At 65.5% G+C, this 14,238-nt stretch carries 12 protein-coding genes; 3 read left to right on the forward strand and 9 right to left on the reverse strand.

Annotation, left to right across the window (positions count from 1 at the left end):
* Positions 1 to 8 precede the first annotated feature (8 nt).
* Positions 9 to 782 carry a molybdopterin-dependent oxidoreductase gene (locus ABWP50_RS11250; RefSeq protein WP_353218089.1) on the forward strand — a complete coding sequence of 258 codons (774 nt, stop codon included), beginning with the start codon at positions 9 to 11 and terminating at the stop codon, positions 780 to 782.
* 21 nt (positions 783 to 803) lie between these two features.
* Here ABWP50_RS11250 and ABWP50_RS11255 read toward each other — a convergent pair whose 3' ends face one another.
* The 8 genes from ABWP50_RS11255 to radA all read right to left on the reverse strand — a co-directional run bounded on the left by ABWP50_RS11255 (position 804) and on the right by radA (position 9,489).
* Complete coding sequence (locus ABWP50_RS11255; protein ID WP_353218078.1) at positions 804 to 1,982, reverse strand: glycosyltransferase family 2 protein; 1,179 nt, start codon at positions 1,980 to 1,982, stop codon at positions 804 to 806.
* Positions 1,983 to 2,002: 20 nt separating this feature from the next.
* Positions 2,003 to 2,635, reverse strand: a complete 633-nt coding sequence (locus tag ABWP50_RS11260; RefSeq protein WP_353218079.1) for a 1-acyl-sn-glycerol-3-phosphate acyltransferase — start codon at positions 2,633 to 2,635, stop codon at positions 2,003 to 2,005.
* A 77-nt stretch (positions 2,636 to 2,712) separates the two neighbouring features.
* Positions 2,713 to 3,585 (reverse strand): carotenoid biosynthesis protein, encoded by an 873-nt coding sequence (locus ABWP50_RS11265; protein ID WP_353218080.1) that lies wholly within the window; start codon positions 3,583 to 3,585, stop codon positions 2,713 to 2,715.
* A gap of 162 nt (positions 3,586 to 3,747) precedes the next feature.
* Positions 3,748 to 5,565 (reverse strand): monovalent cation:proton antiporter-2 (CPA2) family protein, encoded by a 1,818-nt coding sequence (locus tag ABWP50_RS11270; RefSeq protein ID WP_353218081.1) that lies wholly within the window; start codon positions 5,563 to 5,565, stop codon positions 3,748 to 3,750.
* Entirely contained in the window at positions 5,562 to 5,990 is a 429-nt protein-coding gene (locus tag ABWP50_RS11275) for an iron-sulfur cluster assembly scaffold protein (protein ID WP_353218082.1), read from the reverse strand. Before ABWP50_RS11275 ends, ABWP50_RS11270 begins: the two co-directional genes overlap by 4 nt.
* A gap of 63 nt (positions 5,991 to 6,053) precedes the next feature.
* Entirely contained in the window at positions 6,054 to 7,403 is a 1,350-nt protein-coding gene (gene cysS / locus ABWP50_RS11280; RefSeq protein WP_353218083.1) for a cysteine--tRNA ligase, read from the reverse strand.
* Complete coding sequence (locus ABWP50_RS11285; protein ID WP_353218084.1) at positions 7,400 to 8,065, reverse strand: CvpA family protein; 666 nt, start codon at positions 8,063 to 8,065, stop codon at positions 7,400 to 7,402. Before ABWP50_RS11285 ends, cysS begins: the two co-directional genes overlap by 4 nt.
* Before the next feature lie 44 nt (positions 8,066 to 8,109).
* Entirely contained in the window at positions 8,110 to 9,489 is a 1,380-nt protein-coding gene (gene radA, locus ABWP50_RS11290) for a DNA repair protein RadA (protein ID WP_353218085.1), read from the reverse strand.
* Between the two features lie 101 nt (positions 9,490 to 9,590).
* Between radA and ABWP50_RS11295 the strand changes: the two genes are divergently transcribed.
* Together ABWP50_RS11295 and ABWP50_RS11300 are read left to right on the forward strand one after the other, a co-directional pair.
* Positions 9,591 to 10,829, forward strand: a complete 1,239-nt coding sequence (locus ABWP50_RS11295) for a M20/M25/M40 family metallo-hydrolase (RefSeq protein ID WP_353218086.1) — start codon at positions 9,591 to 9,593, stop codon at positions 10,827 to 10,829.
* A 58-nt stretch (positions 10,830 to 10,887) separates the two neighbouring features.
* On the forward strand, positions 10,888 to 13,185 hold the full coding sequence (locus ABWP50_RS11300; protein WP_353218087.1) for a patatin-like protein: 2,298 nt from the start codon (positions 10,888 to 10,890) through the stop codon (positions 13,183 to 13,185).
* Here the strand turns inward: ABWP50_RS11300 and ABWP50_RS11305 are convergent, their stop codons facing one another.
* Complete coding sequence (locus ABWP50_RS11305; protein ID WP_353218088.1) at positions 13,186 to 13,926, reverse strand: hypothetical protein; 741 nt, start codon at positions 13,924 to 13,926, stop codon at positions 13,186 to 13,188.
* Between the last annotated feature and the right edge of the window lie 312 nt (positions 13,927 to 14,238).

The following is a 14,238-nucleotide window of genomic DNA, read 5'->3' on the forward strand; positions in this document are numbered from 1 at the left end:
GGCGGCAAATGATGCTGAAACGCCGCAATCTGCTGGCGGCGCTGCCCGCTGGCCTGCTGCTCACCGGCTGTGATGCGCTCACCCGCAATGACACGCTGAAAGCCATGGTCGGCGCCGGCGAACAAGCCACTTACCGCTGGCAGCGCCTGGTCGGCCGCGACGGCCTGGCCCGCGAATTCAGCGCAGCCGATATTTCGCCGGTGTTCAAGGTGAACGGCACCCACGTGCCCACCAATCCCGAATGGCAGCGGCTTTCGGCGGGCGGTTTCGCCGATTGGCGGCTCAAGGTGTCGGGGCTGGTGGGCCGCCAGCTTGATCTCACCCTGCCCCAATTGCGCGCCCTGCCGCAACGCAGCCAGATCACCCGCCACGACTGTGTGGAAGGCTGGAGCGCCATCGGCGGCTGGACCGGGCCGCAGCTTGGCACCATCCTGAAGGCCGCCGGCCTGAAAGACGGCGCGCGCTATATCGTGTTCCTGTGCGCCGACGATTATGGCGGCGAGGCCAGCAAGGGCGGCCTGCAATCGAGCAGCCGCTATTATGAAAGCATCGACCTCGTCGACGCCTTCCACCCGCAGACAATATTGGCCCACAGCCTCAACAACCAGCCTTTGAGCACGGGCAACGGCGCCCCAGTCCGCCTGCGCGTGGAGCGGCAACTGGGCTACAAACAGGCCAAATATCTGATGGAAATCATGGTGGTGAACAGCCTGGCGCCGTTCGGCAGCGGCAAGGGCGGTTACTGGCCGGACCGCGGCTATGAATGGTATGCGGGGATCTGATCGCCTGAACCCGCTGGCCCATCAGCGGCCTTTGGTATCAGGCATGGCAGTGATCGTGCCATCGCGGCCGCGCGCATAGACTCGGCCGCGCCAGACCAGCCGGCGCTGAAATTGCGCTTGCAGCAGCCGCAGCATGACCGGCACATCCAGCAGCGGCGACAGCCAGAAGCTGGCGGCGCGGCGGGCATAGGCGCCGCTGGTGCCAAACAACACGCCGATGCGAAACATCACCAGCACCGCCTGCGCACCGGCAAACCAGAGCGGCCAGCCCAGCAGCAATGCAGCCGCCAGCAGCGGCAAGGGCGCCGCCTGCAGCAGGATCATCTGCGCAAATGGCAGCGCGGCCGCCCGGTTGGAGTAGCGGTCCCGCATCACCAATGATCTCGGCCAATTGGCCCACAGCTCGGCGGCGCTGCCGTACATCGCCACTTCGATGGGCAAATCGGTTTCATAAAAGCCCACGGCATGGCCGGCCTTGGCCAAGGTGCGCGCCATGGTGATATCTTCACACAGCGACGACAGCGACACTGCGATGGCATCGGACGCGGCCAGCGCCGATCTCGACGCGAAAAAACACTGGCCATTGGCCATCACCCGCTGCGGATCGCGGGTGGCATAGCCGGGCGGGCCAAATCGATAAACCAGCGTGGTGAGAAACGCCGGGTGCAGCATCGATTGCAGCCAGCCCGTGCAGGCCTGCTGCGTCGCAACCGACAGCGCATCCAGCCCGGCTTGCTGCGCAAACGCCGCCAGCGAGCGCGTCAGACCCGGCGGCACCAGCGTATCGGCATCCAATGTGAGCAGCCAATCGCCGCGCGCCAGCGAAGCGCCCTGCAGCAGGCCCCACGCCTTGCCCACCGCGTCGGGCGGCACCGGGGAAACATCGACAAACGCCAGCCGTGGTTCCTGCGCCCGAAACCCCTCCGCAACATCGCGGGTGCCGTCGGTCGAACCGCCATCGATGATCAAGATCTCGGTGATTTCTGGCACACCGGCGGCGTCGGTCAGCAGCGCGCGCAGCATGGCCGGCAATCGCTCCGCCTCGTTGAGCACCGGCACGATCACCGATATGACAAATGGTGCAGCAACCGTGGACAGCGCGATGCGCGGGCTGCCGGCTGCCCGGCTGAAATCCCGCGCCAGCCCGGCCGCAAGTGCCGCCTGAACAAGGACGATCAGCAGCAGCGCAAAGCTTTCCATGATGCCCTCCATCAAACCCGTTACGCGCTGAGCTGCGCAACAGCCGCCCGGGTTTGGGCAATCAGCGCATCCACAGCGGTGGCAGCCGTTACCTGCTGCGGTGCGCCATAGACAAAGGCAAGTCTGCTATCGTCATGATCATCGGGGCGGATGCCAACCGGCACAACCGGAATCGCCATGCCTTGGCGGCGAGCCGCTGCAATTGCCACGCGGGCAAAGCCGGATTTGAACGGCGCCAGCGCGCTGCGCCGTGCCGCGCGGGCGGTGTGCGGATCGATCACCGGAAAGCCTTCGGGAAAGACCACCAGCACGCGGCCGCGGCCCAGCAGATCGATGCACTGGCGGTGGGCGCGCTGTTGATAGCGGGCAACTTCGTGCTCATGAAAGGCGCGCGGGCCGGGCCGATCCACACCCTGATCGCTCAAACGGTCCTGCGCGCTGCGCAGTGTGACTGGCCACGCACACGCACCCGCTAGCCCTTCCATCATCAGCCGCGTTGACGGCTGCGCAATCCAATCGAGGCCGATCAGGATATGCAGCGGCCGGCGAGACTGCGCCAACAGGCCGACGCCATCGAGCAGATGGTGATAATGGCGCACCGCCAGCACCACCGGCCCGGCTGCCGGCACATGCCCGGTTCCTTGAGCAGTCAAGGCGCGCGGGTTGGCTGCCAGCCGCGCCGCCGCTCGCATGAACAGCGCCGATCCTTCGACAAGCGGCGAAAGCAGCGTCAGGCTTCTTCGCGCCGGGCAACCAGCCGCAGCGCGACGGGATCACGCGGCAAGAGCCAGCCGATCAGCACTGCGGCCGCCAATCCGCTGCCCACCATCGCCGGCAGCCACAACTGGCTGCTGGCACAGATGCCGATGGCAAACACCAGATTGCACAGATACATCGCCAGGAAAAACGGCGACGCGCCGGCATCGATGGGCCGCAGCCGATCATCAAAATAGCTTGCGGCAAACATCATGGCGCTGCCCGCAGCAACCCAGCCCAGAAAATTGATGAGCGGAATGCCCATATAAGGCCCCACATCTTCCCAGACCCAATATTGCAGCGCCAACGCGTCGTTGGACATGGCCGGATCGAGCACGAGGTCCCACGTGGTCAACATAATCGATCCCAGCGCAATCGACGACCACAGGCCGGCAGTGCCGCGCCATTTGCGGATGATGGCAGCCGCCAGTGCAAAGGACGAGAATGCCATGGAAAACCACGACAGCGGAATCGCCGGCGGCACCCGGCCGAACAGCTTGTAGCCGAACAAATCGGTGTATTCGTAGTTGCCGAACGGCCAGCCATAAACCGTCCCGAGCAATTCAAGCCCGATCGACAACAGCACCGACACAGTGAAAAATATCAAAACCGCCCGCCGGCCAGCGATCACCGCGCCAAACACCAGCACAGCCGCCGCGCCAGACCAGATCTGCACATTGCCGCCTTGGGCCAATGCCAGCGGAAACGCCCGGGCCAACATGTCGATCCCGCTCCACAGATCGGGATTGGGCAGCATGATGCCGATGCCGGCCAGCCCAAAGAGCGAGACCAGCGCATGGAACCCCAGCAAGGCCCACCCCGTCTTTTCCAATGAACGTGTTTTCACGGGTTCCCTTCAGCACGGAGCGCGCCGGCGCCTGCGCGCCTGATCGGCCGTATAACGTGCCAATTACTGCAGCAGTTCCGGCAGGTCACGCAAACGCTTGCCGGCAGGCTGCGGCGAATTGCCCATCTGTGCAGCAGCAGGGCCAGCAGCCCGCAGCCAGGGTCAGGCCGGCGGGATTTCGCCCAGCGCCGCCGGATCTAGCGCCGCCGGATCAAGATCAAGCTGCGCGCGGATGATATTGTCGGCCCCGGTCATCATGTCGCCGCTGATGATCTGCAAATCCAGCCGTTCCAGATCGCGGCGGCGATATTCCGCTTCGATGGCATCGATGATGGTTGCGGGCGTGTTCAAGGCCGTCAGCACGTCACGGCCCATGCGCACCGCACTGTCCCAGGTTTCGCGCACCACGATGTTCAGCCCGGCGCGGCGCAGCGCGATCGTGTGAGTGCGATCGAAGGCGCGGGCGATGATCGGCAGATCGGGCCATTCGGCGCGGATCGGCCCAATCAGCGCCTGCGGGTCCCACGCGCCGTCCAGTGCGAACACCAGCGCAATGGCATTGCCGACACCGGCGTTGCGCAAGATGTCCAGCCTTGTGCCATCGCCCCAGAACACCGTGTTGCCAAACCGCGCCGTCACGTCGATCAGTTCGGCGTCCAGATCGATGGCGGTGATCGCATGGCCGCGCGCACGCAGCATCTGGGCGATCACTTGCCCCACCCGGCCGCCGCCCACCAACACGACATGCCCGCCATTGCCGCCGTGGCCGTGGTTGCCGCCTGCCGTTTCCGGCCCGTCCCGGCTGCCCGGTTCGTCCGGAATCGCGAACATCCGCCCGGCCAGCCGGAATAACAGCGGGGTAAGCGCCATCGAAACGGTAACCACAGCGCCAAACAACTGCGCCGCCGAATGGCTGATCAGCAGGCCGCGTTCGGCCTCCGCAAACAGCACAAAGCCGAATTCGCCGCCCTGTGCGAGCAGCAGCCCCATTCTGATGGCGCGCGGCCATTCGGTGCCAAAGCTGCGCGCCAGCACGGCGATCACGCCGGTCTTGATGGCCATGACGCCCACCACCAGCACGGCAATCAGGCCGAGGTTGGCCGCCACCACGGCCAGATCCAGGCTCATGCCGATGGCAATGAAGAACAGGCCCAGCATCAGCCCGCGATACGGCTCGATGTCCGTTTCAAGGGCGCGGCGGTACGGCGATTCGGCGAGCATCACGCCGGCCACAAATGCTCCCAGTGCCATGGAAAGCCCCATGCTGGCCATCAGCAGCGCGCTGCCCAGCACGCACAGCAGGGCGGCGGCAACAAACGCCTCGCGCGCGCCGAGCGTGCCGATGATGCGGAACACGCGCGGCAGCACCCAGCGCCCCACCGCCACCAGAAATGCCAGTGATCCCAGTGTCTTGGCCGCAACCAGCCAACCCGGATCGGGATTGGTGACCGGTGCCCGAGACAGCGCCGCCACGACCGTGAGCAGCGGCACGATGGCCAGATCCTGAAACAGCAGCATCGAAAAACTGCGTTCCCCAAACGGCGTGCCGGCCAACTGCCGTTCGGCCAGCAACTGCATCACCAGCGCCGTGGACGACAAACCAAGCGGCAGGCCGACCACCAGCGCCGCCTGCCACGACAGGCTGGTAAGCAGAAGCAGCAGCCCGGTAAGCGCCAGCCCGCACAGCACCACCTGCGCCAGCCCCAGCCCGAAAATATCGCGGCGCAGCGCCCACAGCCGGGATGGCTGCAATTCCAGCCCGATCACGAACAGCAGCAGCACCACGCCAAATTCGGCAAAATGCAGTGTTTGTTCAGCGTTCCCGACCAGCCCCAGCACCGACGGCCCGATCAATATGCCCGCCGCCAGATAGCCGAGCACGGCGCCCAGCCTGAAGCGCACGAACAGCGGCACCAGCACCACCGCCGCCGCCAGATAAACCACCACATCGCGCAGCAGATTGGGCTGAGCCTCGGTCATGCGGCCGTGCCGGCTGCGTCCACGGCAGCCAATACGGCATCGAGCGGCAACAGGATCGACGGATGGCGGGCGCGGTGCGGGCGCGCCGGCGCAAACATCTGCCAGCCTTCGGGCGCATCGTCCCGGCGCTGCGCCAGGAAATCGGCAAGGCTGGCGCGCATACCGGCCAGCTGCGCCCGGTCTGCCCCGGCCGCAGCCGCAGCCAGCACGGCGGCAGAGGCCTGGCCAAGCGTGCACGCCCGGCTGGCATCAAACCCAAACGCCGCCACCCGGCCCTGCCCGTCAAGCGTTACGTCCGCCACCATCTTGCTGCCGCACACCGGCGACACCCGCGACGCGCTGCCCTGCGGCGCGGCAAGCCGCTGCGGCGCTTCACCTGCCAGCTTCAGGCGCAGGATTGCAGCGGTGTAAAGCGTGTCGGCCATGGCGCCTTTTAGCCCATGTGCAGCGGATCGGAAACGCGGCGAAGGCGCATGATCAGTGGATTTTCAGGCGCGGCGCCAAATCGTCCCAGCTGGACTATCTTCCAGAACGATCCCTTCGGCAGCCAGCGCGTCGCGCAGCCGGTCTGATTCGGCCCAATCGCGGGCTCGGCGCGCCGCCGTGCGCTGGGCCACCAACCCATCGATGCGGCCTGCGGCGGGATCGTCATGGCCCTTGCTTGCAGCAGCGGTGCGGCTGCGTTCGGGTGCCAGGCTGGGCAAGCCGATGAAGGCCAGCGCGCCGAGTAGCGCCTCCCGGTCCTGCTCCACGCCTGCGATGGCTGCCAGCGCCGCCGGCGTGTTGAGATCATCGGCCAGTGCGTCCAGCACGGCGGCCGGCGGCGGCGGGCGGGGCCCACGCGGCACATCGCCGAGCCGACGCAGCCATTTGTCCAGCCGCGCCCGCACCTGGCCAAGCAATGCTTCGTCCCAGCCCAGCGGCTGCCGATAATGCGCACTCAGCAGCGCAAGCCGCAGCTCATCGCCGCTCCAGCCCGCCGCCGTCAGATCGGCGACCGATTGCACATTGCCCAGCGATTTTGACATCTTGCCGCCGCTGCCGAAATTCAGAAAGCCATTGTGCATCCATATGTTCGCCAGCGGCGCACCGTCGTGGGCGCAGGCGCTTTGGGCGCATTCATTTTCATGGTGCGGGAATGTCAGATCGATGCCGCCGCCGTGGATATCAATTGTGGTGCCCAGGCTTTCGGCGATCATCGCCGAGCATTCGATGTGCCAGCCGGGGCGGCCGCGTCCCCACGGGCTGGACCATCCGGCCTGATCCGGGCTGGATGGCTTCCACAGCACGAAATCGGCCGGATTGCGCTTGTACGGCGCGATTTCGACGCGCGCACCGGCGATCATCTCGTCCAGTGGCCGGCGTGACAGGCTGCCATAATCACCGTGGCTGGCCACATCGAACAGCACATGGCCCTCGGCCGCATAGGCATGGCCCTTGGCGATCAGCACTTGCGTCATGGCGATCATGGCTGGGATGCTGGTGGTGGCGTGCGGGTGCAGATCGGGCCGCTCCACCCCCAGCGTGGCAGCGTCCTCCAGATAAAGGCCCTCATAGCGCGCCGTGATCACATCAATGGACACGCCCTCAGCGCGGGCCTGGTCCATGATCTTGTCGTCGATGTCGGTGATGTTGCGGGCATAAACCAGCTTGTCCGGGCCATGAACGTGGCGGATCAGGCGTTGCAGCACATCAAACACCACGGCCGGGCGGAAGTTGCCGATATGCGCGCGGCCATACACTGTCGGGCCGCAGACATACATGGTGATCCGATCAGGATCGATCGGCACCAGATCCTGCTTGGCGCGAATGAGCGTGTTGTAGAGCCGAACGGTCATATCGCAGTGGATGGCGTGGATTTTTCCTGCTGGTCAAGCAGCGTGTCAAGCGAACGCCGGTCTTCGCTGCCATAGCCGCCTTCGGGGGCGGCTTCTTCATCGCTGCCGTCAAAACCAGGCAAGCCGGCATGCGGATTGACCAGCGGCTGCTGCTGGCGCCACGCCTCCCCGACATAGCCGACCATGGCGCTGGCCACCAGCGCGAGGGTTGGCGTCGTCTTCGCCTTGGCCAACCATTCCGGACGATCATTCGAACCCGGCAGGATGGTGAGCGACAAGCTGACCAGCAAAAACAGCAGGCTGGCGGCCAACACGCCCTTCAGCATGCCAAAACCCAGCCCAAGCAGACGGTCCAATGGCCCAATCACACTGGATTTGGCACTGCTGGAAAGGAACCCGCCGATCAGCTTGACCGCCAGCATCGCCAGCAAGAACGGCCCGATCACACCGGACACCATGCCGATCATGTCACTGCCGCTGACCTGCGTGAAAAACGCCTGCGCCGGCGTGTAGAAAAGGCGCACGGCAATGAAACCAGCCACCCACGCCGCCAGGCTGGCGACTTCGGCAATGAAGCCGCGCATCACACCAAAGCCTGCCGCCGCGCCCACAATCAGCACAACGATCCAGTCAAAGCCCGTCAACGATGCCACTATATCCATAACCCAGCGTCTTACCCCAACGACACGGCAGCGCAAACCGCATATCAGTCCGGCCGGCCGAGATGATCGACCAGCCGGGCAAGCGTGGCAAAGCCGCCAACCTGCATCGCGCCGCCGCCCGTGGTACCGGCGGGCACCAGCGCGCGGCCAAAGCCGAGCTTGGCAGCTTCTTTCAGGCGCAGCGCCGCCAGCCCGGCCGGGCGCAATTCGCCCGACAATGCCACTTCACCAAAGGCCACCGCATCGACCGGCAGCGGCCGATCGGTCAGCGCCGATACCAGTGCGCAGGCCACCGCCAGATCAGCCGCAGGATCGGCAATGCGCAGGCCACCGGCCACATTCAGGTAAACCTCGTGACTGCCAAAGGCGAGGCCGCAGCGCGCCTCCAGCACCGCCAGCAGCATCGCCAGCCGGCCCGAATCCCAGCCGACCACGGCCCGGCGCGGCGTGGCGCCCGACGGCACCCGCACCACCAGGGCCTGGATTTCACACAGTACCGGGCGCGTGCCTTCCAGCCCGGCAAACACCACCGCGCCGGTCACACTGTCCTGGCCTTCACGGGCGGTAAGAAACAGGCTGGACGGGTTGGCGACCTCCTCCAGCCCATCGGCGCCCATGGCAAACACGCCGATTTCGTCGGTACCGCCAAAGCGGTTTTTCACGGCGCGCAGAATGCGATATTGGTGGCTGCGCTCCCCTTCGAAATACAGCACGGTATCGACCATATGCTCAAGCACGCGCGGGCCGGCGAGTTGGCCATCCTTGGTGACATGGCCAACCAGGATCAGCGCGGTACCGGACAATTTGGCATAGCGAATCAGCTCCTGCGCCGATGCCCGCACCTGGGAAACCGTGCCCGGTGCGCCTTCCAGCGTGTCTGAATGCATGGTTTGGATCGAATCGATCACCAGCATCGCCGGCGGCTGTGGCAGCGCGGTTAGCGTGGTCAGGATATCGCGCACGTTGGTTTCGGCCGCCAGCGCCACATCGGCCTTGGCCAGCCCCAGCCGGCGCGCACGCAGCCGCACCTGATCGGCCGCTTCCTCGCCGGACACATAGGCAACCGCCGTGCCAGCCCGCGCCATGCGGCCGGCCGATTGCAGCAGCAAGGTGGATTTGCCGATGCCGGGATCGCCGCCGATCAAGGTGACACTGCCGGGCACCAGCCCGCCGCCCAGCGCGCGGTCAAGCTCGGTGATGCCGGTGGACAACCGCGGCGGCAGCGCCACATCATCGGCCAGGCTTTCGAGCAGGATGCGGCGGCCGCCGGCCTGCAGGGATTGCTTGGCGGCAAACGGCGTAAAGACTGGCGCTGCTTCCTCGGCCAGCGTGTTCCATTCCTTGCAATCACCGCATTGCCCGGCCCAACGCGGCGACACCGCGCCGCACGCCTGACAAACATAACGGGATTTGGGCTTGGCCATTTTCACTCAATTTACAGAACAGACGCGGAACATTACGAGCGGATGTGCCAGCAGGCAAGCACCGGCTTGCACAATGCCGATGCGTCATGCCACACGATGCCATGCACACACTCATTTCTGTCCTGCTCCTTGCCTCTGCAACACCGGTTCTGGCTCAGCCGGCAGCGCTTGCGGCTGCACACACGAAAATCGCCGCCGATTACGACACCATCGTTGCCGAGGTAATCGAGCTGACCGAAATTCCGGCGCCGCCGTTCAAGGAAGCCCTGCGCGGCGAGCGTATGCTGCAAAAATTCAAGGCCTTGGGGCTGGTTGATGTGCACATCGATGCCATCGGCAATGTCATCGGCACCCGGCCCGGCAAGGACCGAACGGCCAAGGCGCTGATGGTCGCCGCGCATCTGGACACGGTGTTTCCGCCCGATGTCGCCATCAAGGTGCGCCGCGAAGGCGACACGTTGCACGCACCGGGCATCGGCGACACCACGGTAACGCTGGCCGCGCTGCTGGCGTTTGTGCGCGCCATGGATGCCGGCAAGATCGTTGCCCCGCGCGATATCATCTTTGTCGCCAATGTCGGCGAGGAAGGCCAGGGCGATTTGCGCGGTGTGCGGCATTTGTTCAGCGCCAGCCCGCTGAAAAGCCGCATCGGCGATTTCATCAGCTTTGATGGCAGCACCGTGGGCCGCATCGTCAATGGCGCGGTTGGGTCGCGGCGGTACCGGGTGGCGTTCAAGGGCCCCGGCGGCCACAGCTATGGCGCATTCGGGCTGGTCAATCCGATGGTGGCCATGGCCGGCACCGTCACCGCCATGTACAAGATCGCGGTGCCCACCGATATCAAGACCACGTTTGCGGCCTCGACCATTGCCGGCGGCACCTCGGTCAATTCCATCCCCAATCTGATTCTGGCGGAATTTGACATGCGGTCCGCCTCCACGGCCAATCTCAAATCGGTGGAAAGCCAGTTTCTGGCCTTGATCGATGCCAGTGTTGCCGCTGAAAATGCTTCGCGGGACACCAAATATGGCCGGATCAGCGCCGTGCCGGAGCTGATCGGCGATCGCCCGGCCGGCTCGACCGCCGCCAACGATCCACTGGTGGCGACCGCTGCGCGCATCCTCACTGCCGGCGGCTATGATGCCGGCCTCGTCGCCAGCTCAACCGACAGCAATATCCCGATCAGCCTGGGCATTCCGGCCATCACGCTTTCGGCCGGCGGCGGCGGCTTTCGCGCCCATGCACTGGACGAGTATATCAGCGTGGAACGCGGCGCATTCGTGAAGGGCATCACCACAGCGTTCGACATCGTGGTGGCAGCGGCGTCAATCAAGCGCTGACACCGCACTTGCCGATTGCAGCGGCGGCCGTAAGCTGGCTGCGCAGAAGGGCGGCGCTGTGCAAACCAAGGAACTGCGTCTGGCATTGGTGTGTTACGGCGGGGTCAGCCTGGCGGTGTACATGCACGGCCTCACCAAGGAAGTGTGGAAGCTGACCCGCGCATCCATGCGCCGGCATTCACCAGACACGGCGCTTCCGCCGGCGCGGGACAGCGAGATTGTCTATCAGGCGCTGCTCGATGCCATTCCCGGCCTTGATCTGCGGGTGATTTGCGACATCGTGGCCGGCGCTTCGGCGGGCGGCATCAATGGCGTGCTGCTGGCGCGGGCACTGGTGGAGGGGCATGATCTGGATGCGGTGCGCTCACTGTGGCTGGACGGCGCCGATTCCGATGTGCTGCTTGATCCGGCCGCGGCCTCGCGCAGCTTTTCCAAGCTGTGGGCGATCCCGCTGGTGTGGTGGGTGCGCCGGCGCGGGCTGGCCGCTGACGATCAGGCGCAGGTGGCTGCCCACGCCGAGGTGAAACGCAAATTGTCGCGCTTCATGCGCAGCCGCTGGTTCAATCCGCCATTTTCCGGCGCGGCCTTTTCGGGCCTGCTGATCGATGCCCTCACCGCCATGGCCGCCGGTGCCCGCACGCCGCCGCTGTTGCCGCGCCTGCATCCGTTCGATCTGTTCGTGACCGTGACCGATTATCACGGTGCACCGCAGCGGTTGCGGCTCCACAGCCCCCGCGAAGTTATCGAACCGCAGCACCGCCTTGTGCTCGGCATGTCCTGCCCGGGCGACGGCGACGAACGCCATCTTGGGGAGGCCGGCGAACTGGTGTTTGCAGCGCGTGCCACCGCCAGCTTTCCAGGCGCATTTCCGCCGGCCCGCATCACCGAGATTGACGCCGTGCTGGCGGCGCGCGGCGCGGTGTGGCCCGGCCGCGAAGCCTTTCTGGCCAGATGTTTTCCAGGCCGCGCCGATCCGGCCAATGTCGATCTGATCGATGGCGCCGTGCTGGACAATCGCCCGTTTGGCCCGGCGCTGGCGGCGCTGGCCGGCCGCCCGGCGCACCGCGAGGTTGATCGCCGCTTTGTCTATCTTGATCCCAAGCCCGGCATGCATGATCCCAGCCCGCAAACCGAGCAGCCGCCGGGGTTTTTCGCCACCGTGCTGCGCAGCCTGGCCGATATTCCCCGCCAGCAGCCAATCCGCGACAGCCTGGCCGCCATCGATGCCCTTTCGGCGCGTGCCCGCCGCTTGCGCAGCATCGTTATCGGCATGATCCCGCTGGTTGATCAGGCCATTGATGCGGCCATCGGCCTGCGCTTGCTGCTGCTGTCGCCCACCACGGCGCGGCTGGCCGATTGGCGCAGCCGCATGAACAGCGAAGCGGCGCGGCAGGCCGGCTTTGCCTATGGTGCCTATGGCCGGCTGAAATTTGCCGGTGTGGTTGATCGCCTGGCCAGCCAGATTGCCAGCGCCGGCCAGATTGACGGCGAGGCGGTGCGCGGCGCGCTCTGGCGGCATGTCAAGGCTGGCGGGCTGGCCGAGCCTGAGCAAACGCTGGGCAAGGCCGGGCCGGCTTCGCTGCATGTGCAATTTCTGCGGCAATATGATCTTGAATATCGCATCCGCCGCCTGCGTTTTTTGATTCGCCGGGTGAACATGGCGATGGCCGGCACCAACGAACGCACGGCGGCCGCGCTGGGCCAGGTAAAGGCGGGCGTTTACACGATGCTTGGCCCGCATGTGGCGCTGATGCAGCAGGACAGCGAGGCGGGCCATCTGGATACAGCCACTCGTGCGGCCTGCGCCAATGCGCTTGCCGATCCGGCCGGCGCGATGGCAGCAATGGCGGCGGCGCTGGATTTGCGCACGCTGGACGAACGCAGCGATGCCTTGCTCACGGCGTTGCTCAGCGCCGGGCTGCCGCGCAAATTGCGCCGCGACACGCTGGCGGCGTATCTGGGCTTTGCGTTTTTCGATATCGCCATCCTGCCCTTGATCGCCGATGGCGGCCTCGATGAGCTGGATGCCATCAAGGTTGACCGGGTCAGCCCCGATGATTGCATGGCGCTGGCCAGCGTGGGCGGCCGCCAGCTGAAAGGCGCGCAGTTCATGGCGTTTGGCGCGTTTTTCTGCCGGGCCTACCGCGAGCATGATTATCTGTGGGGCCGCCTGCACGGCGCTGAGCGCATGATCGATCTGGTGATATCCAGCCTGCCCGAAGCCGCCCGGCCCGCCGCCGATGTGCTGGCCGGCATCCGCCGCGAAGCCTTTGCGGCCATCGTCCAATCCGAACGCGCCCATCTGCACGGCATCGACGACACATTTGCTGCCCTGGATGCTGCCCTGGCCGACTGATCATTCCGCCGGCTGGGCTTTCGCTGCCGGGCGATACTGGCGCAGATAATGGATGATGATCATCATGCCGATCGTGCTGGGGATCGCCCAGATCGCCGGATTGAAGGCATGCGCCGGAAACATGTCGATCAGGCCCACCGATAGGAATGCCGTGTAGGCCGCGATGCCAGTGGCAACCATCGCCTTGAAATGTTCGGGAATATAGGCCCGCGGCGCCGGGCGCGGCATCAGCAGATACTGAAAATAGGTGATCGTCGTGCCAAAGCCGAGCAGCGCCAGCATGACCATCAGGATTGGCTCCATCACCGGGCCATTGCGGTTCAGCAGATACAGCCCGTGCAGCAGGCACACGCCGGCCCCAACCATCGTCACCCCCTGCAGCGCCAGCATCGACCAATGGCGATTGGCAGCATGGTCGCGGCGATTGGCCACCATCACCAGGCCATAGCGCGTCATCGATATCGCCAGCAGCCCCAGATAGATCATCATGGTGCCAAACATGCCCTGATAGAGCACGGCATCGGACAGCGCCGGATGCATCGCCAGCGGCCATACCAGCGACAGCCCGCCCATGCCCAGCGCCTGCACCGCCGCCACATAAATCGCCGCCGAAAACACACCGCCCCAGCGCCGATGCGCCGGCCCGCCCTTGCGCGTCACCACCGCCCCCCAGAAACTGGTGAGCGCCACCACGCCGGCGCCGACGTGGATGGCAAGGAAGATATGGAACAGCCAGGGCATGGTTGGTTTTGTCTGTGCCTTGAGGATGCTGGATGTTCTTGGCCATAACGGCGGCGCAAGGGCAAGAGGTCAGGTGGCCGGGCGTTCGCCATGCCCCGCGACAAGCGCCCGCAATTCGGCTGCCACTTTTGCCACATATGACCAGTCTGGCGGGCTTCGGCGTTGATTTGCTTGCATTTTCCGTTTTTTCCGATTCAGCCGCCTGAGAGGAAACAGCAGCAGGCGCACATCCGCCGGCCGCCGCCGCACCGCCACACTGTCATGCACGGCCAACTGATCGAGAAACCGCTGCGGGCGAAGGGCGAGGGCTGG

Origin of the sequence: Sandarakinorhabdus sp., assembly GCF_040398645.1 — a bacterium.
Taxonomy (GTDB): Bacteria; Pseudomonadota; Alphaproteobacteria; order Sphingomonadales; family Sphingomonadaceae; genus Sandarakinorhabdus.